This window comes from Micromonospora sp. DT201 (assembly GCF_049841575.1).
GTDB lineage: Bacteria > Actinomycetota > Actinomycetes > Mycobacteriales > Micromonosporaceae > Micromonospora.
On record NZ_JBNCKP010000002.1, the window covers coordinates 188,935 to 207,533 of the forward strand.

Consider the following 18,599-nt stretch of genomic DNA (forward strand, 5'->3'; position numbering starts at 1 on the left):
CGGCTCTCGGGAGCGGTCGGAGACCCGCGACGCCCGTCGCCCACTCCACACTATCGACGCGCGGTCAGCCTACGGCGGACGGGCGCGGCCGGTCCACGTCGGGTTCTCATCCCCTCGTCCATCCGTACCGGTACAACGAGGCAACCCACCGGCCGGAAGCCCGGTGGCGCGAACTCTCAACGTCGCTGGGAGCGTCCGCCCCGGGACCGCTTGGTGGCCGCCACGCGCGGAGGACCGATCATTCGCTCGCGCACGATCTCCACGACAGTGGTCGGTGGGTCAATCACCCCGACGCCGCAGAGGTGCACGGCCGGCTCCCCGCCACCAAGTCGCGTCACAACCTTGGCGTGCTCCTCGATCTCCGCTGCCGCGGACGAGCCTTTGAGCGCCAGCAGACGGCCACCACGGACCGCCAAAGGCAGACTCCAGCCCGCCAGACGATCCAGTGGGGCGACCGCGCGGGCAGTCACCACATCTCCGCTGATGGGTTCCCGGCCGCTCGACCCGGTGGCAGCCTCGTCGGCCCGACCACGGAACACCCGCACCGACTTGGCCAGGCCGAGTCGCTCGACGACCTCGATCAGGAACGACGTACGTCGAGCGAGGGGTTCGATCAGGGTGACCGTGAGGTCGGGGCGCGCGATGGCCAGGACCAGACCCGGCAGACCGGCACCGGACCCGACGTCGAGCACAGTCGCGCCGGACGGTATCCGCTCGGCGATCGCAGCACAGTTGAGCAGGTGCCGGTCCCAGATGCGAGGTGCCTCTCGGGGGCCGATCAGGCCGCGGACAACGCCGTCGGTGGCCAACAGCTCGGCGTACGCGGCGGCCAGGTCGAGACGGTCACCGAAGAGGGTCAGTGCGGCCGGGGCCAGCTCGGGCGGCAGCGCCGCGTCTTCTGGCGACGGGGCAGTGTCGCGCCGAGTCGAATCATCGTCGACCTCGGGCGTAGCGGGCCGGACAGCGGACGGCCCGGGCGGCGTGCCGCCCGGGCCCGTCACGGCGTCGGCCGTGATGTCGTCGTGAGTCACTCGGTCAGTCCGCCGGCCGTACGACGATGCGCCGGTTCGGCTCCACACCCTCGGACTCGCTAGCCACACCAGACATGGCGTTGACCACGTCGTGCACGCACTTGCGCTCGAACGCGGACATCGCGTCCAGTCGGACCGGCTCGCCGTACTCCTTGACCTTCTCGACGGCGTTCTTGGCGACCGCGGCGAGTTCCTTGCGGCGGTTCGCCCGGTAGCCACCGACGTCGAGCAGCAGGCGGCTCGGGGTCCCGGTCTGCCGGAAGACGGCGAGGCGGGTCAGCTCCTGCAGCGCCTCCAGGGTCGCGCCTCGCTGACCGACCAGATTCTGCAGCCGCTCGCCAACCACCTCGACCATCGGGCGGCCGGCAGCGACCAGCTCGTCGATGTCGCCGTCGTAGTCGAGGATGTCGAGCAGTCCCTCGACGTAGTCGGCCGCGATCTCGCTCTGCCGGAAGAGGTCGCCCTCGCTTACCGCCTTCTTCACCCGGCCGGCAGGGGCCGTATCGGTGTCGCCGTCGGCCTCGGCGTCGGTGTCGTCGCCGGCCTCGGCCTCGGTGTCGTCGCCGTCCACCGCGAGCGTCGCGGTTTCCTCCTCGTCCAGGGACTGCTCGGCGCGGGGGATGCTGGTCTCGGTCACGGTCTCATCTCCGTACTCGCTCGGCCGGACCGTCGGGGTCCGACTGGTTTCCCGTAGCCGGCGGGAGGTCGCCGGTGCCCACGGGCACGTCTGTACGGGCAGTGTCGCCCGTGGCCGCGCGATGCGCGGTCGGTTCCGCCCCGGCGCCGGCCATACGGCGGCTGCGCGGTGCGGAACGGGCCGCCGCCGGTCACCCGGCGACGGCCCTTGGATGTCAGCCCTGCCGCTTGGCGGGGCGGCTCTTCTTCGGGTTGTTCGTCGGCTTGGCGCCCGGCTTCGGCCCGGCCACCTTGGGGGCGGTCGCCTTGACCGGCGCAGGCGGGGCCGACTTGCCTCGACCGAACAGGCCACCGGACTTGGCCGGCTGCACCGGGCTGCGAGTGGCGGCGGGGGCGACGGCCTTCTTGGCGGTCACCGGCGGCGGGAACTTCCGCAGCACCCACTGCTGCTGGCCGAGGGTGAAGAGGTTGTTGGTAACCCAGTAGATGATGACGCCGATGGGGAAGATCGAGCCGGAGATCAGCAGCGATGCCGGGATGCCGTAGAGCATCAGTCGCTGGATCATCCGCTGCTGCGGGTCTTCCGCCCAGCCGGTCTTGAGGATCATCTGACGGCTGGTCAGGTAGGTGGTGCTGATCATGACCAGGACCAGGAGGCCCGCGACGATCTTCGTAGTGTTCCCGCTGGCGTTGAGGCGGGACAGCTCGTCAGCGGTCGACCCGAACTTGCCGGCGATCGGGGCGGTGAAGAGCTTCGCCTGCGAGGCGCTGGTGAACTGGTCAACAAGCCAGCCGTACTTCGTCTTGCCCAGGTTGGCCGGGTCCAGCCGCTTCAGCACGTGGAAGAGGCCGAGGAAGACCGGGATCTGAAGGAACATCGGAAGGCAACCCATCAGCGGGTTGGCCTTCTCCTTCTTGTAGAGCTCCATCATTTCTTTCTGGAGCGTCTCCCGGTCACCCTTGTGCTTCTCCTGCAGCTCCTTGACCTTGGGCTGGAGCGCCTGCATGGCCCGCTGCGACTTGATCTGCTTGACGAAGACCGGGAACAGGATCACCCGGACGGTGACCACCAGGAAGATGATCGACAGGATCCAGGCGAAGTTGGTGCCGAGCACCGCGCCGACCGGCACCCCGATGGCGTCCCAAGCAGAGTGCCAGGTCAGCAGGATCCACGAAATCGCGTAGTAGATCCAGTCAAGACTCAGCTTCAATTCGGGGCTCCAGTCACATCAGCACGGCGGCGGCCGCCCGGCTCCGGCACCGGGTCATATCCACCAGGGTGAAAGGGGTGGCAGCGCAACAGCCGCCGGACCGCCAGCGCGGCTCCGCGGAGCGCGCCGTGCCGAGCGAGCGCCTCCTGGGCGTACGCACTGCACGACGGGTAGAACCGACAGCGGGCCGGCAGCGCCGGACTTATCCACCGACGGTACGCGATGATAGGCGCGATCAGCACCTTGGCACCGGTGGTTGTCGACGGGCGCGGGCTGGTCTGTTCGGTGCCGGTCATCGGGACCGCCGCTCGCGGGGCGACCTGGCGACCGCGATGGCGGCGTCCAGGTCGGCGGCGAGCCGAAGGTACGGCGCCTGCGCCGCTGCGGGGAGCGCCCGGACGACCAGGGTGCTGCCGCCAGGCAGGGCGGTCATCCGGTCCCGGACCAGTGCCCGCAGTCGGCGCCGGACCTTGTTACGGATTACGGCGTTGCCGACAGCTTTGGACACGACGAAGCCGGCGCGGGACGGCACGGATGACTGCTCCGCACTGCTGTCTCGCACCGGCTCCGGCGAGGTCAGTTGGCTGGGGTCGGCGGTCACCGGCACGGTCAGGTGAACCACGACGGCGCCACGTCCGGCGCGTCGGCCACCACGAACCGCTGCGGCGAAGTCAGTGCTGCGCCGCAGTCGCTGCGCGGCGGCCAGCACGACTGCCCACGTCCCCTGGACCAGCCCGATCGGCTCAGGCCGACAGGGTGGTGCGACCCTTGGCGCGACGGCTCGAGAGGATGGCACGGCCGGCACGGGTGCGCATGCGCAGCCGGAAGCCGTGGGTCTTCGCGCGCCGGCGGTTGTTCGGCTGGTAGGTGCGCTTGCTCACGTCAGGCTCTCCGTTTTCGTACGCGCCCCGCGCGACGGGATCGCCGGGGTCGTGGGGTGGTCCAGGCCACCGCGACGGTGGCCCCCGATCGGTGCTGTCCGATGGTGCGGGACCTCGGCAATGCGGGGATGCGACCGCGGACAGCAAGCACCCATCACCCTAGCAGAGGGCGAGAAAGCAACCGTTCCAGCCTACGCAGGGGGGCAATGACCGTCAAACACCCCGAGTAGCGGACAACAGGACGCGCCCGAGGCCGCGAGGCGGTTTTCGCTGATGTCGACAAGGGTGTCGCCGCGTCGCCGGTTGATGGCGCAGGGACAACGCTGTTACCGTGCCCGATTGCGGTAAGCGTCTCCAACCTCCGGTCGTCGCGCAGGCAAGACCGGACAAGGCAGTGAATCGTTCGGCACGGTGAACCCGCTTCAGCGCCCGGTCAGGCAGGGGGCAGGTGCCACCCGCGTCCGGCGGTGGCCACAATCGCTCGGTACACAGGTTGTGGATAACCTGTGGATGACCACCGGTCGACCGTCCGGGTGGGTGTTGTTCCACCCCGCGAACGCGGCGGGCCCGGGACGGCCGGCTGGCAGACAGCGGCGGCCGGGAGCAGAGGCGAGGGGGTGGCACGACGGTGGCCGGTACGACCGACCTTGCCGCAGTGTGGTTAGCGGCGACCGACGAGCTCGCCGACGAGATCATCTCTGCTCAGCAGCGTGCCTATCTCCGACTGACCCGGCTGCGGGCGATCGTCGAGGACACCGCGCTGCTCTCCGTACCGGACGCGTTCACCCGCGACGTGATCGAGTCACGGCTACGCCCGGCGATCACCGAGGCGCTCACCCGCCGGCTGGGCCGGCCGATCCAGGTCGCAGTCACCGTTCGGGTGGCCGAGGACGCCACGGGCCGACCGGCCGGCACCGTCTACCGCAGTGCCCCGGAGACCGGGCCGCTCGACGTCGAAGGCCCGGCCGCCGCACCATTTGGCGACGACCTTGGTGTTCGGCCGGCTACCGACGCGCTGATCCCGGAGCAGTCACACGAGGCACGTACGCCCGAGCATTTCGCGCCGCCCGCACCGACGGGTCCGCCGCTCGCGCCGCCCGTTGACGGGCATCGTTCCGGGCTGATCCCGGCCAGCAGGGACGGGCAGGAGGCGCTGTTCAGCGCCGCTTTCGCGGAGCCGATGCGGCCGTCCCGACCAGGACCGGACCGGCGCGGCTACGACGAGCAGGCCGCCCGCTTGGAGCAGCCCGGCCCGGACACCCGGCCCTACGAGCCGCGTTACCGGGACGACTCGGCGTCACCGCGCGACCAGCACGTGATCCGCGCGCTGCCCCGGGACAACGGAACCGACAGCGGCCCGGGCCGCAGCGGGGTTGACCACCGTGCCGGTGGCCGCGACGACCGCCGGCTGCCCGGTGCCGACACCGGCGGTAACCGGCTCAACCCGAAGTACATGTTCGAGACGTTCGTCATCGGCTCGTCCAACCGGTTCGCGCACGCGGCGAGCGTGGCGGTGGCGGAGTCACCGGCGAAGGCGTACAACCCGCTGTTCATCTACGGTCACTCCGGGCTGGGCAAGACCCACCTGCTGCATGCCATCGGGCACTACGCCACGACACTCGGAAACGCCCGCTCGGTCCGGTACGTCTCGACCGAGGAGTTCACCAACGACTTCATCAACTCGCTCCGGGACGACAAGACCAGTGCGTTCCAGCGGCGCTACCGCGACGTCGACATCCTGCTGATCGACGACATCCAGTTCCTGGAGAACCGCGAGCGCACGCAGGAGGAGTTCTTCCACACCTTCAACACCCTGCACAACGCCAACAAGCAGATCGTGATCACCTCCGACCGGTCGCCGCGCCAGCTCGCGACTCTCGAGGACCGGATGCGAACCCGGTTCGAGTGGGGGCTGCTGGCCGACATCCAGCCTCCGGACCTGGAGACCCGGATCGCGATTCTGCAGAAGAAGGCAGCGCAGGAGCGGATGTACGCCCCACCGGACGTGTTGGAGTTCATCGCCTCCCGGGTGTCGAACTCGATCCGGGAACTGGAGGGTGCGCTGATCCGGGTGACGGCGTTCGCCAGCCTGACCCGGTCGACAGTCGAGCTGTCGCTGGCCGAGGAGGTGCTCCGGGACTTCATGCCCGACGGCGCCGGTCCGGAAATCAACGCAGACCAGATCATGGCCTCGACCGCCGACTATTTCGGGGTGAGTCTGGAGGACCTGCGCGGTCAGTCCAGGTCCCGGGTGCTGGTCAACGCCCGACAGGTGGCCATGTACCTGTGCCGGGAGTTGACCGAGCTGTCGCTGCCCCGGATCGGGCAGGCCTTCGGTGGACGGGACCACACCACTGTGATGCACGCCGACCGGAAGATCCGTCAGCAGATGGCCGAGCGCCGCTCGCTCTACAACCAGATCGCCGAGCTGACCAACCGGATCAAGCAGAACAGCTGAGGCGTACGCCAGCCGTCGCGACGGCACACAACTCGGGACACGCCCGGCCGGATCTCCGGCCGGGCGTTCTTTTTCTCGTCCGCAGCTGGACTCTCGACATGGTGTAGGCCACATCATCGAGGCCGTGACCGCCTCGACTCCCACTCGTTGTCCACAGCTTGTTATCCACCGGCAGTGGATAACTACGGTCCGTCCTCCGCCGGTTACCCACAGCCTGTGGAGAAACCCTGTGTACGAGGCTGTGGACGCCTGGGGACAACCGTCACGTTATCCACCGATGACCGTCGACCTGTGTACGAGCTGTTGAAGGTTCTGGGGATGACGCCAATGGTGATCTTCACCGTCATCCACAGTCTTGGGGAGAAAGTCGGTGGATTACCGGTGGACAACCGGTGGACAACGGTGGACAACCGGCCGCCGAGATCGGCCTGTGGACACGCAAGCCGGTTGTACCCCCGGTTCTCCACAGCTAAATCACCGGTGGATAACCTGTCTGAGCTGCGCAGACCCGAGTTTTCCACAGTTTGCACAGGTGCGATGAAGACGATGAGTTATCTCTTCTAAGAGAACAAAAACCAATCATCACCGTTGGGCTTTCTGTGGATCGTGCCGAACGCTGCCGGATCAGCCCGTCAGCACCGACACGAACCATGGGGTCGGGCGCACAGCCGATACCCCCGCGCCCTAAGGTGCGATGGGTACCCGCACGGTCGGGCGGGACGGTAGGCAGCGGTCGGCATGAGAGAGTTGTCGCTGACGTCGACGCGGAGGCATTGATGAAGTTCCGAGTGGAGCGCGACGCGCTCGCCGAGGCCGTGGCGTGGACCGCGAAGAGCCTGCCCAACCGGCCATCCGTACCGGTGCTCGCCGGGGTGATGCTCCGGGTCACCGATGGCAACCTGCGGGTGTCCGGGTTCGACTACGAGGTCTCCAGCCAGGTGACCGTTGAGGTGCAGGGTGACGCCGACGGCGCCGCGCTCGTCTCCGGCCGCCTGCTCGCCGAGATCACCAAGGCGTTGCCGGCCAAGCCGGTCGACATCGCCGCGGTCGGCGCCCACCTCGAGCTGGTCTGCGGCAGCGCACGGTTCACCCTGCCCACCATGCCGGTGGAGGACTACCCCGCACTGCCCGAGATGCCGCAGAGTGCCGGCACGGTCGACGCGGCCGCGTTCGCCACCGCGGTCTCCCAGGTGGCCATCGCGGCCGGCCGGGACGAGACACTGCCGATGATGACCGGCGTCCGTGTCGAGCTCTCCGGCAACACGCTGTCGATGCTCGCCACCGACCGTTACCGGCTGGCGCTGCGCGAGATCCAGTGGCAGCCGGACGACCCCGAGGTCAGCATCAACGCCCTGGTGCCGGCCCGCACCCTGAACGACACCGCCAAGGCCCTCGGCCCGCTGGGCGGCGAGGTCACGCTCGCCCTCGCGCAGGGCGCCGCTGGCGAGGGCATGGTCGGCCTGGCCGGCGGCACCCGACGCACCACCAGCCGCCTGCTCGACGGCGCCAACTACCCGCCGGTGCGTTCGCTCTTCCCGGCCACCCACAACGCCGCGGCTCGGGTGCCGGTCAGCACCCTGATCGAGGTGGTCAAGCGGGTCGCGTTGGTCGCCGAGCGGGCCACTCCGGTGCTGCTCAGCTTCAGCGCCGACGGCCTGGTGGTCGAGGCCGGCGGTTCCGAGGAGGCGCGGGCCAGCGAGGCGATGGAGGCCACCTTCACCGGCGATGCGCTGACCATCGGGTTCAACCCGCAGTACCTCATCGACGGCCTGGCCAACCTGGGCTCCCAGACCGCCGTACTCTCGTTCGTCGACGCCTTCAAGCCCGCGGTGATCTCCCCCGCCGGCGAGGATGGCGAGGTCATTCCGGGGTACCGGTACCTCATCATGCCGATCCGCGTTTCCCGCTGATCGCGCCCAGCAACACCCAGATCCACGGAGGTAGAAACACATGCAGCTCGGCCTTGTAGGACTCGGCCGTATGGGCGGCAACATGCGGGAGCGGTTGCGTGCCGCTGGTCACGAGGTTGTCGGGTTCGACTACAACGCGCAGCTGAGCGACGTTGCTACCCTCGCGGGCCTGGCAGAGAAGCTTGAGTCGCCGCGTGCGGTCTGGGTCATGGTGCCCGCCGGTGTCACCGACGCCACCATCGACGAGCTCGCCGAGGTGCTCGGCGAGGGCGACATCATCATCGACGGCGGCAACTCCCGCTTCAGCGATGACGCCCCCCGGGCCGAACGGCTCAACGAGCTGGGCATCGGCTACCTCGACGTCGGCGTCTCCGGCGGCGTCTGGGGCCGGCAGAACGGCTACGGCCTGATGGTCGGCGGTGCCCAGGAGCACGTCGACCGGCTGATGCCGATCTTCAGCGCTCTCAAGCCGGAGGGCGAGTTCGGCTTCGTGCACGCCGGGCCGGTCGGCGCCGGGCACTACTCGAAGATGGTGCACAACGGCATCGAGTACGGCCTGATGCACGCCTACGCCGAGGGCTACGAGCTGATGGCCGCCTCCGAGTTGGTGACCAACGTGCCGGGTGTCATCAAGTCCTGGCGGGAGGGCACCGTCGTCCGTTCCTGGCTGCTCGACCTGCTGGACCGGGCGCTCGACGAGGACCCGGAGCTGGCCGATCTGAGCGGCTACACCGAGGACACCGGTGAGGGCCGGTGGACCGTCGACGAGGCGGTCCGGCTGGCCGTGCCGCTGAACGTCATCACCGCTTCGCTGTTCGCACGGTTTGCCTCGCGGCAGGACGACTCGCCCGCCATGAAGGCCGTTGCCGCGCTGCGTCAGCAGTTCGGCGGCCACGCCGTCCACAAGCGCTGAGCGGTATCCACAACCTGTGTATGTCCACCGGCTGGAACTGGTCGACTTCCGCTCGTACGAGCGGGTGGCCGTCGACCTCCAGCCGGGGGCGAACGTCCTGATCGGCGCCAACGGCGTCGGCAAGACCAACCTCGTCGAGGCGCTGGGCTACGTGGCGACCCTGGGCTCGCACCGGGTCGCCACCGACGCACCTCTGGTCCGGATGGGCGCCGGCTCCGCGGTGATCCGCTGCGCCGTGGTCCACGACGAGCGGGAGCTCCTGGTCGAGCTGGAGATCGTGCCCGGCAAGGCCAACCGAGCCCGGCTGGGCCGATCACCGGCCCGGCGGGCCCGGGACGTGCTCGGCGCGCTACGACTCGTGCTCTTCGCCCCGGAGGACCTTGAGTTGGTCCGGGGCGATCCGGCCGAGCGCCGCCGCTACCTGGACGACCTGCTGGTCAACCGGCAGCCCCGATTCGCGGGCGTGCGGGCCGACTACGAGCGGGTGGTCAAGCAACGCAACGCGCTGCTGCGCACCGCGTACCTGGCACGTAAGACCGGAGGATCCCGGGGCGGCGACCTCGGTACCCTCGCCGTCTGGGACACCCACCTGGCCCAGCACGGCGCGGAGTTGCTTGCCGGCCGACTCGAACTCGTCGCCGCGCTCACTCCGCACGTCGCGAAGGCGTACGACGCGGTGGCTGCCGGTCGGGGTGCGGCGAGCATCGCCTACCGGCCCTCGATCGAGTTGGCCGAGCCGACCACCGACCGGGCGGCGCTGGCCGACGCGCTGACCGCAGCCCTGGCCGCGTCCCGCTCCGCCGAGATCGAACGGGGCACCACCCTGGTCGGCCCACACCGTGACGAGCTGGCACTGACCCTCGGCGCACTGCCCGCCAAGGGGTACGCCAGCCACGGCGAGTCGTGGTCGTTCGCGCTCGCGCTGCGGCTGGCCGGGTACGACCTGTTACGCGCCGACGGCATCGAGCCGGTGCTGGCGCTCGACGACGTCTTCGCGGAGTTGGACACCGGCCGCCGGGAACGGTTGGCGGAGCTTGTCGGCGGGGCGAGTCAGTTGCTCGTCACCTGTGCGGTGGACGACGACGTGCCGGCGGCTCTGCGCGGCACCCGCTACCAGGTTGGCGAAGGGACGGTACGCCGTGTCGGATGAGCCACGCCCCAAACGGCCCGAGAAGGCCGCAGGTGACGCCGCGGCTGCGCGTACCCCTGGGGTGCAAGCGGCAGGCGGCGAGCCGGCGGCGGCCGCCAGCGGGCCGGAGTTGGCCCGGGCGGTGCTCGATGCGGCGCTGTCCCGGCGGCAGGCGGCGGCACGTGCCCGGCGTACTCCTGGCGGTGCAGGCGGCGACGGTGCCGGCGGCTCGGGGCGGCGGTTGCGTGGCTACTCCGGCCCGGGCCCCGACCCGCGCGACCCGCAGCCGCTCAGCGCCGTGCTGAACCGGTTGGTGAAGGCGCGTGGTTGGCAGCAGCCGGCGGCCGAGGCCACCGTGTTCGGTGCCTGGGAGCGGGTCGTCGGCGCGGAGGTCGCCCAGCACAGTCGCCCGGTCAAGTTGGAGAACGGCGAGTTGACCGTGGAGGCGCGCTCGACCGCCTGGGCGACCCAGCTGCGCCTGCTCGCCGGATCGCTGCTCAAGCAGATCGCCAGCGAGGTTGGCCACAACGTGGTGCGCAAGCTGCACATCCACGGCCCGGCCGCGCCTTCCTGGGGGAAGGGGCCACGCCGGGTACGCGGTCGGGGCCCACGCGACACGTACGGCTGAGCTGGTTAGTCAGCTCCGCCCGTCGGCCTTGCGGGCCGCCCGCTTCCGTTCGCGCTGTTCCTGGGTGTAGCGCTTGCGCTCGGCCAGGTCGCGTTTCCACGCCTCGCGGGCTTCGGCCGAGCCGCCCTGCACCGCACCCTGGACACCCTCGGCCGGCCCGGCGAGGTGCCGGAAGGCCCAGCGCAGGAGTCGGCCGCCTTCGCCTGGGGCCCTGGTGGCCGCGCCGTCCTCGCTCATCTGTCGCCCTCTCCACCGTTGTGCCCGTCGCATGGGCGTTGATTGGTGCACCAATGGTTGGTGCACCAATGATCGGTACGATAGTCACCGTGCTGGGGAAGGGCAACCGATGAGCGAACAACCGGATGGCGTCGACCCGCTGGCGCTGGAGCAGCAGGTCTGCTTCGCGCTCTCGGTGGCCGCGCGCAGCGTGGTGGCCGTCTACCGGCCACTCCTGGAACCGATGGGGCTGACCCATCCGCAGTATCTGGTCATGCTGGCGCTCTGGCAGCACGCGCCGTTGTCCGGTCGCGACCTCAGCCGCCTGTTGCAGCTCGACCCGGGCACACTGTCACCCCTGCTCAAGCGGCTCGAAGCGGCCGGCTACCTGCGCCGGGAGCGCGACCCCAGCGACGAGCGCAGCCTCGCCGTCACCCTCACCGCCAGCGGTGCCGCCCTGCGGAGCCAGGCAGAGTTGATCCCGGCCGCGATCGTGCAGCGACTCGGGCTGCCCGTCGAGGACCTGCAACACCTGCACGCGGTGCTCACGCACCTCATCGCGGCGGCAAACCGACCGGGCGGCGACCAGACCGCTCCGGAGGCCAGCGCTCCGGAGGCCAGCGCGTCGGAGGCCAGCGCGTCGGCTCAGGCGTCGGCGTAGACGGCGAAACCGCGCTCGGCGCAGCGGCGGTAGAACGCGGCCAGCACGCCCAACTCGGCACAGGTGAAGTTCCACTGCGGCGGGTCGCCGCGCTCGTCGCGCAGCGCGTCAAGCCGAGTCTCCAGCCACCGCAACTGCTGCTCGGCCAATCTGCCGTCGCCGAGCAGTGAGCGCAGCACGGTGCTCACCGAGTCGAAGGTGACCGACTCGCCGTGCGGCCGGTGCCCGGCCACGAACCTCTCGATGCCGCTGGCGATCCAGGAACAGCCGTCCGGATCGATCACCGGGTCCTCATCCTCGGCTGCGGCGTCTGTGGCGTACAACACACCTTCGAGGCCGAGGAGCAGATCCACCAACTCGGTGTAGGCGGTCGCTCGGATGGTGCCGGTCTTCGCGATGAGCTCAGCCAGCGCCGCGGTCGGCGCGGAGATTCGCGGCAAGTCGACGATCTCGCCGAAGTCGACGAACTCGGCTGGCGCGACCGGGTCGTAGAAGCGGCCGGTCCGCGGCCAGTGCACCGCGACGTTGTCCAGCCCCATCTGTCCACCTCTTCGAGAGCACGTGTCGGGTCGATCGGGTCGATCGTCCCGGTTCCAGCCGGTAAAGATCAAGGCGGGTTCCGGGGCGCCGCAAACGTACGGCACGGACGCTCCGGCCGCGACCCCCGACCCGCCCGGCCTTGGGTCAACCCGTTTGGGGACGGCGCGTGCGATCGGAGCCTGGCGTGTGGGGGGAGTCGCGGGCAATGTGGTTCTGCCGGCTACGGACTTCTCAGCCGCCTCTCTGAGGGTGCCGAGTGGTGGTTCTGTCCTCCGCGCACAGTAGGATTGACAGCGAGACGAAGACCCGGGTGCGGGAGAGGGACGGGGCCGGTGGCCCCAGGTTCATTCTCCCCGTCGGGTCGAGCCGATCGCGATCCGCGGGCAACCGCGGCGACCGGCGCGTTCGACCCGTTGTCCGGAGGTCTCCGGCACCGGTCCGCGCGCCGACGTCGCGTCCTGTCCGCCGAACCCGCGCCCGCCGCGCCCTACCGGCGCGGTTGACGCGAGAAAGTGGCCGAGGGTGGCAGCGCAGGACAAGCAGGAGTACGGCGCAGAGTCGATCACCGTTCTCGAGGGGCTGGAGGCGGTCCGCAAGCGGCCCGGTATGTACATCGGGTCCACCGGCGAGCGCGGTCTGCACCACCTCGTCTGGGAGGTCGTCGACAACGCGGTGGACGAGGCGCTCGCCGGATACTGCGACACCATCGACGTGGTGCTGCTCGCCGACGGTGGCGTCCGGGTCACCGACAACGGCCGTGGTTTCCCGGTCGACCTCCACCCGAAGCTCAAGAAGCCGGGCGTCGAGGTCGCGTTGACCATCCTGCACGCGGGTGGCAAGTTCGACGGCAAGGCGTACGCGGTCTCCGGCGGTCTGCACGGCGTCGGTGTCTCCGTGGTGAACGCGCTCTCCACCAAGATGTTCGTCGAGATCCACAAGTCCGGCTCCGTGTGGCGGCAGCACTACACCAACTCCAAGCCGAGCTCGCTGGAGAAGGGCGAGGCCACCGACCGCACCGGCTCGGCGGTCTCCTTCTGGCCCGACCCCGAGGTCTTCGAGACCGTCGACTTCGACTTCCAGACCATCTACCGACGCCTTCAGGAGATGGCCTTCCTCAACCGCGCCCTGCGTATCCACCTGCTCGACGAGCGGGTGGCCGAGGAGGAGGACGGCCGGCAGCGCGAGGTGACCTTCTACTACGAGGGTGGCATCGCCGACTTCGTCCGGCACCTCAACGCCTCGAAGAGCCCGATCCACAAGACCGTGGTCGAGTTCGAGGCCGAGGAAGAGGGCATGTCGCTCGAGATCGCCATGCAGTGGAACGAGTCGTACGGCGAGTCGGTCTACACCTTCGCCAACACGATCAACACGCATGAGGGTGGCACCCACGAGGAGGGCTTCCGGTCCGCGCTGACCAGCGTCGTCAACCGGTACGGCACCGACAAGAAGCTGCTCAAGGGCGACGAGAAGCTCTCCGGCGAGGACATCCGCGAAGGGCTCGCGGCGATCATCTCGGTCAAGCTGGCCAACCCGCAGTTCGAGGGCCAGACCAAGACCAAGCTCGGAAACACCCCGGTGAAGAGCTTCGTGCAGCGGGTCTGCAACGACCGGCTGGTCGACTGGTTCGACCGGAACCCGGCCGAGGCCAAGATGATCATCACGAAGGCATCGCAGGCAGCCCGGGCCCGGATCGCCGCGCAGCAGGCGCGCAAGCTGGCCCGGCGCAAGTCGCTGCTGGAGTCCGGCTCGATGCCGGGCAAGCTGGCCGACTGCCAGTCTACCGACCCGCGCGAGTCTGAGGTGTTCATCGTCGAGGGCGACTCGGCAGGTGGCTCGGCCAAGCAGGGCCGCGACCCACGGACCCAGGCGATCCTGCCGATTCGCGGCAAGATCCTCAACGTGGAGAAGGCCCGGATCGACCGGGTTCTGAAGAACAACGAGGTCCAGGCGCTGATCACCGCGCTGGGCACCGGCATCCACGACGACTTCGACATGGAGAAGCTGCGGTACCACAAGGTGGTGCTGATGGCCGACGCGGACGTCGACGGCCAGCACATCCAGACGCTTCTGCTCACCCTGCTGTTCCGCTTCATGCGTCCGCTTGTCGAGATGGGCAACGTCTACCTGGCCGCCCCGCCTCTTTACAAGATCAAGTGGAACAAGAAGGGCGACGACGCGCAGTACGCGTACTCCGACCGCGAGCGGGACGGGCTGATCGCGCTGCGCCAGCAGAAGAAGCCGAACGCCAAGCCGGACGACATTCAGCGCTTCAAGGGCCTCGGCGAGATGAACTACCCCGAGCTGTGGGAAACCACGATGAACCCGGCGACGCGTACCCTGCGTCAGGTCACTCTCGACGACGCGGCGACCGCCGACGAGTTGTTCAGTGTGCTGATGGGTGAGGACGTCGAGGCGCGCCGGTCGTTCATCCAGCGCAACGCCAAGGACGTGCGGTTCCTGGACATCTGACGGACTGCGTTGGAGCGGTCGGGTAGCGCTCGACCGCTCCAACGGTCCACAGAGTTATCCACAGCTTGGCCGGTATCCACAGCCGTTATCCACAGCACAAAAACGACTCTGAGTCTGATAAGGGTATACAGTGACCGATTCTCCCGAGTCCACACCGAACGAGTCTGAGGTCCCCGCCGAGGCCATCGCCGCCGTGGTCGCACACGACCGGATCGAACCGGTCGGGCTTGAGGTGGAGATGCAGCGCTCCTACCTCGACTACGCGATGAGCGTCATCGTCGGGCGTGCGCTGCCGGACGTCCGGGACGGGCTCAAGCCGGTCCACCGCAAGATCCTCTACGCCATGTTCGACTCTGGCTACCGGCCGGACCGCGGCTACGTGAAGTGCTCCCGAGTCGTCGGCGACGTGATGGGTCAGTTCCACCCACACGGTGACTCGGCGATCTACGACGCGCTCGTCCGGATGGCGCAGCCCTGGTCGCTGCGGTACCCGCTGGTCGACGGCAACGGCAACTTCGGCTCGCCCGGTAACGATCCGGCTGCGGCCATGAGGTACTGCCTTACGGCAGATGTCCGGATTCGTACCGCCGAGGGCAGCGTCCGTATCGGCGACATCGTGCCCGACGCGGCGGCGAGCAGCGAGACCGACATCGACCTCAAGGTCCGCGACCGCAACGGCGACCTCGTCCGCGCCTCCAAGTTCTTCCACTCCGGTGAGCACCCCACGCTGCGGCTGCGCACCCGCGAGGGGTACGAGCTGACCGGCACCCACAACCACCCGGTGCTCTGCCTGGTGGACGTCGCCGGCGTGCCGACCCTGCTGTGGAAGCTGCTCGCCGAGATCTCCCCCGGCGACCGGGTCGTTCTCCAGCGCTCAGTGCCGGACGAGATCGGCTACCCGATGCTGGAGCACGTCGAGGCCGCCGTCCTCGCGGGTGCCTTCGTCAGCGAAGGTTGGGTCTCTGCGGGCCGTGCCGGGTTCAACAACGTCGACCGCGACTTCTTCGTACGAGTGCTCGCGGCCTACGACCTTGCCGTCGGCGGGCCCCGCTACGTCAGCGAGCGGGTCATCGCCTCCGGCAGCACCCTGCACGAACTCGACGTGCAGGACCTCACCACGCTGAACAAGAGCCTCCTCGGTGACATGGTGGGGGCGCGCAGCGCCGCGAAGTTCGTTCCCGAGTTCGTCTGGCAGGGGTCGGCCGCGGTCAAGCGGGCGTTCCTCCAGGCGCTCTTCGAGGGCGACGGCTCGTCGTCGCTGCTGCCGCGCAACACCATCCAGGTCTCGTACTCGACCCGCAGTGAGCGGTTGGCCCGCGAGGTCCAGCAGTTGCTGCTGGAGTTCGGCGTGATCAGCCGGCAGACCCGCTACGACAACGGCGAGATCAAGGTCGTGGTGACCAACCGCCGCGACGCCCGGATCTTCGCCGCGCAGGTCGGCTTCCTCGGCCGCAAGCAGGCCAAGCTGGAGGCGGAGCTGGCTGAGGTGCCGGCGAGCAGCACCGCGCTGTCCAGCGACCACGTGCCGCTGGTCGGTGAGTTCATTCGCGAGCACGGCGCACAGCGCTGGACCGAGCGGGACTGGCTGCGCCGGCACAACGTGGATCGGGTGGAGCGCTGGGAGCGGGACCGCGACGAGATCGCCGCCCGGATCACCAACACCGAGGTGCTCGACGTGGTCGAGCCGTTGGTCGACGGGCGGTTCTACTACGCCGAGGTGACGCAGATCACTGACGCCGGTGTCCAGTCGGTGTACAGCGTTCGAGTCGACACCGACGACCACTCGTTCGTCTCCGACGGCTTCGTCAGCCACAACACCGAGTGCAAGCTCGACCCGCTGGCCATGGAGATGCTGCGGGACATCGACGAGGACACCGTCGACCTGCAGGACAACTACGACGGTCGGGCCAAGGAGCCCACGATCCTGCCGTCGCGAATCCCCAACCTGCTGGTGAATGGCTCCGAGGGCATCGCGGTCGGCATGGCCACCAAGATCCCGCCGCACAACCTGCGCGAGATCGGCGCGGCGGTGCAGTGGTGCCTGGAGCACCCGGAAGAGGACGAGGAGACCACCCTTGAGGCGCTGCTCGGCATCGTCAAGGGCCCGGACTTCCCGACCCACGGCCTGATCGTCGGCACGACCGCGATCCAGGACGCGTACCGCACGGGTCGCGGCTCGATCCGGATGCGCGCCGTGGTGGAGGTCGAGGAGGACAAGCGGGGTCGCCCCTGCCTGGTCGTCAGCGAGCTGCCCTACCAGGTCAACCCGGACAACCTCGCCGAGCGGATCGCCGAGCTGATCAAGGAGGGCAAGCTCGCCGGGATCGCCGACATCCGCGACGAGTCCTCCGGGCGTACCGGCATGCGGATCGTGCTTGTGCTCAAGCGCGACGCGGTCGCGAAGGTCGTGCTGAACAACCTCTACAAGCACACCCAGCTCCAGGAGACTTTCGGCGCCAACATGCTGGCCCTGGTCGACGGGGTGCCGCGCACGCTCAACCTGGCGCAGTTCATCCGCTACTACGTCGAGCACCAGATCGACGTGATCCGCCGGCGGACCGCGTTCCGGCTGCGCAAGGCCGAGGAGCGGGCGCACATCCTGCGCGGTCTGGGTAAGGCCCTGGACGCGCTGGACGAGGTGATCGCGCTGATCCGGCGTTCGCCGACCGTCGACGACGCCCGGCAGGGCCTGATCCGGCTGCTGGAGATCGACGAGATCCAGGCGACCGCGATCCTGGACATGCAGCTGCGCCGCCTCGCCGCGTTGGAGCGGCAGCGGATCGTGGACGATCTGGCCAAGCTTGAGATCGAGATCGCCGATCTCAAGGACATCCTGGCCAAGCCGGAGCGGCAGCGGAAGATCGTCTCCGAGGAGCTCGGTGAGATCGTCGCCAAGTGGGGCGACGATCGGCGCACGCAGATCATCCCGTTCGACGGCGAGGTCTCGATGGAGGACCTCATCGCCCGCGAGGATGTGGTCGTCACGATCACCCGGACGGGGTACGCCAAGCGGACCAAGGTCGATCTCTACCGCTCGCAGCGGCGCGGCGGTAAGGGCGTCAGTGGCGCTACGCTGCGGCAGGACGACATCGTCAGCCACTTCTTTGTCTGCTCGACCCACGACTGGATCTTGTTCCTGACGAACAAGGGCCGGGTCTACCGGGCCAAGGCGTACGAGTTGCCGGAGGCCAGTAGGGTAGCCAAAGGCCAACATGTGGCCAACCTGCTCGCCTTCCAACCTGACGAGCAGATCGCGCAGATCATCGAAATCCCGAACTACCAGGTAGCCCCCTATCTGGTACTGGCCACGAAGAACGGCCTGGTGAAGAAGACGCGGCTCGAGGAGTTCGACTCCAACCGTTCCGGCGGCATCATCGCGATCAACTTGCGCGATGAGGACGAGCTGGTCGGTGCTGCGCTGGTTGCGCCGGAGAACGACCTGCTGTTGGTCTCCGAGAAGGCACAGGCGATCCGGTTCAACGCCTCGGACGAGGCGCTGCGGCCGATGGGTCGGGCAACCTCGGGCGTGATCGGCATGCGCTTCACGGACGACGATGTCCTGCTCGCCATGGAGGTCGTTCGGGAGGGTCTGGACGTTCTGGTGGCGACGAACGGGGGATACGCGAAGCGGACCCCGATCGAGGAATACCCGGTGCAAGGCCGGGGAGGTAAGGGCGTGTTGACTGCGAAGATCACCGAACGGCGCGGTGGTCTGGTTGGCGCGGTGGTGATCGATCCGGACGACGAGCTGTTCGCGATCACCAGCAACGGTGGTGTCATTCGGACTCCGGTGAAGCCTGTACGGCGTACGCGTGACCGGAACACAATGGGGGTCAAGCTGATGGACCTCCCGGACGGCGTGACTATCGTGGCGATTGCTCGCAATGCCGACGAGCCTGACGAACAGGACTAGTTG

At 68.8% G+C, this 18,599-nt stretch carries 16 protein-coding genes; 8 read left to right on the forward strand and 8 right to left on the reverse strand.

The features are described from left to right. Nucleotides 1-176: 176 nt before the first annotated feature. The 6 genes from rsmG to rpmH all read right to left on the reverse strand — a co-directional run bounded on the left by rsmG (nucleotide 177) and on the right by rpmH (nucleotide 3,759). Nucleotides 177-1,031, reverse strand: a complete 855-nt coding sequence (rsmG, locus tag ACLQ28_RS04610) for a 16S rRNA (guanine(527)-N(7))-methyltransferase RsmG (RefSeq protein ID WP_425684935.1) — start codon at nucleotides 1,029-1,031, stop codon at nucleotides 177-179. A 4-nt stretch (nucleotides 1,032-1,035) separates the two neighbouring features. Beyond that, complete coding sequence (locus ACLQ28_RS04615; RefSeq protein ID WP_425684936.1) at nucleotides 1,036-1,668, reverse strand: protein jag; 633 nt, start codon at nucleotides 1,666-1,668, stop codon at nucleotides 1,036-1,038. A 214-nt stretch (nucleotides 1,669-1,882) separates the two neighbouring features. Then, nucleotides 1,883-2,872: a membrane protein insertase YidC gene (yidC, locus tag ACLQ28_RS04620; protein ID WP_425685337.1), complete on the reverse strand. Its 990-nt coding sequence runs from the start codon at nucleotides 2,870-2,872 to the stop codon at nucleotides 1,883-1,885. 2 nt (nucleotides 2,873-2,874) lie between these two features. Continuing rightward, entirely contained in the window at nucleotides 2,875-3,174 is a 300-nt protein-coding gene (yidD, locus tag ACLQ28_RS04625) for a membrane protein insertion efficiency factor YidD (RefSeq protein WP_425684937.1), read from the reverse strand. Then, nucleotides 3,171-3,587 (reverse strand): ribonuclease P protein component, encoded by a 417-nt coding sequence (rnpA, locus tag ACLQ28_RS04630; protein ID WP_425684938.1) that lies wholly within the window; start codon nucleotides 3,585-3,587, stop codon nucleotides 3,171-3,173. Before rnpA ends, yidD begins: the two co-directional genes overlap by 4 nt. A gap of 34 nt (nucleotides 3,588-3,621) precedes the next feature. Then, nucleotides 3,622-3,759: a 50S ribosomal protein L34 gene (gene rpmH, locus ACLQ28_RS04635; RefSeq protein WP_007453904.1), complete on the reverse strand. Its 138-nt coding sequence runs from the start codon at nucleotides 3,757-3,759 to the stop codon at nucleotides 3,622-3,624. 655 nt (nucleotides 3,760-4,414) lie between these two features. Between rpmH and dnaA the strand changes: the two genes are divergently transcribed. From dnaA to ACLQ28_RS04660, 5 genes are all read left to right on the forward strand, one after another. After that, nucleotides 4,415-6,217, forward strand: a complete 1,803-nt coding sequence (gene dnaA, locus ACLQ28_RS04640; protein ID WP_425685338.1) for a chromosomal replication initiator protein DnaA — start codon at nucleotides 4,415-4,417, stop codon at nucleotides 6,215-6,217. 776 nt (nucleotides 6,218-6,993) lie between these two features. Beyond that, a complete protein-coding gene (gene dnaN / locus ACLQ28_RS04645; protein WP_110564842.1) occupies nucleotides 6,994-8,127 on the forward strand; it encodes a DNA polymerase III subunit beta in 1,134 nt (377 codons plus the stop codon). A 40-nt stretch (nucleotides 8,128-8,167) separates the two neighbouring features. Continuing rightward, complete coding sequence (gene gnd, locus ACLQ28_RS04650) at nucleotides 8,168-9,040, forward strand: phosphogluconate dehydrogenase (NAD(+)-dependent, decarboxylating) (protein WP_425684939.1); 873 nt, start codon at nucleotides 8,168-8,170, stop codon at nucleotides 9,038-9,040. Between the two features lie 16 nt (nucleotides 9,041-9,056). After that, nucleotides 9,057-10,190: a DNA replication/repair protein RecF gene (recF, locus tag ACLQ28_RS04655; protein ID WP_425684940.1), complete on the forward strand. Its 1,134-nt coding sequence runs from the start codon at nucleotides 9,057-9,059 to the stop codon at nucleotides 10,188-10,190. Continuing rightward, nucleotides 10,180-10,797 (forward strand): DUF721 domain-containing protein, encoded by a 618-nt coding sequence (locus tag ACLQ28_RS04660; protein ID WP_425684941.1) that lies wholly within the window; start codon nucleotides 10,180-10,182, stop codon nucleotides 10,795-10,797. Before recF ends, ACLQ28_RS04660 begins: the two co-directional genes overlap by 11 nt. A gap of 9 nt (nucleotides 10,798-10,806) precedes the next feature. On the opposite strand, the gene ACLQ28_RS04665 is transcribed toward ACLQ28_RS04660, so the two are convergent. Then, the gene (locus ACLQ28_RS04665; RefSeq protein ID WP_425684942.1) at nucleotides 10,807-11,034 is read right to left on the reverse strand and encodes a hypothetical protein; all 228 of its coding nucleotides are present in this window, start codon (nucleotides 11,032-11,034) and stop codon (nucleotides 10,807-10,809) included. A gap of 109 nt (nucleotides 11,035-11,143) precedes the next feature. On the opposite strand from ACLQ28_RS04665, the gene ACLQ28_RS04670 reads away from it, so the two are divergent. Continuing rightward, complete coding sequence (locus ACLQ28_RS04670; protein WP_425684943.1) at nucleotides 11,144-11,674, forward strand: MarR family winged helix-turn-helix transcriptional regulator; 531 nt, start codon at nucleotides 11,144-11,146, stop codon at nucleotides 11,672-11,674. On the opposite strand, the gene ACLQ28_RS04675 is transcribed toward ACLQ28_RS04670, so the two are convergent. Beyond that, nucleotides 11,659-12,213 carry a hypothetical protein gene (locus ACLQ28_RS04675; RefSeq protein WP_425684944.1) on the reverse strand — a complete coding sequence of 185 codons (555 nt, stop codon included), beginning with the start codon at nucleotides 12,211-12,213 and terminating at the stop codon, nucleotides 11,659-11,661. The genes ACLQ28_RS04670 and ACLQ28_RS04675 overlap by 16 nt on opposite strands. Nucleotides 12,214-12,736: 523 nt before the next feature. Between ACLQ28_RS04675 and gyrB the strand changes: the two genes are divergently transcribed. Next, entirely contained in the window at nucleotides 12,737-14,683 is a 1,947-nt protein-coding gene (gene gyrB, locus ACLQ28_RS04680) for a DNA topoisomerase (ATP-hydrolyzing) subunit B (RefSeq protein WP_425684945.1), read from the forward strand. Nucleotides 14,684-14,813: 130 nt separating this feature from the next. Then, nucleotides 14,814-18,596: an intein-containing DNA gyrase subunit A gene (gyrA, locus tag ACLQ28_RS04685; RefSeq protein WP_425684946.1), complete on the forward strand. Its 3,783-nt coding sequence runs from the start codon at nucleotides 14,814-14,816 to the stop codon at nucleotides 18,594-18,596. Nucleotides 18,597-18,599 lie beyond the last annotated feature (3 nt).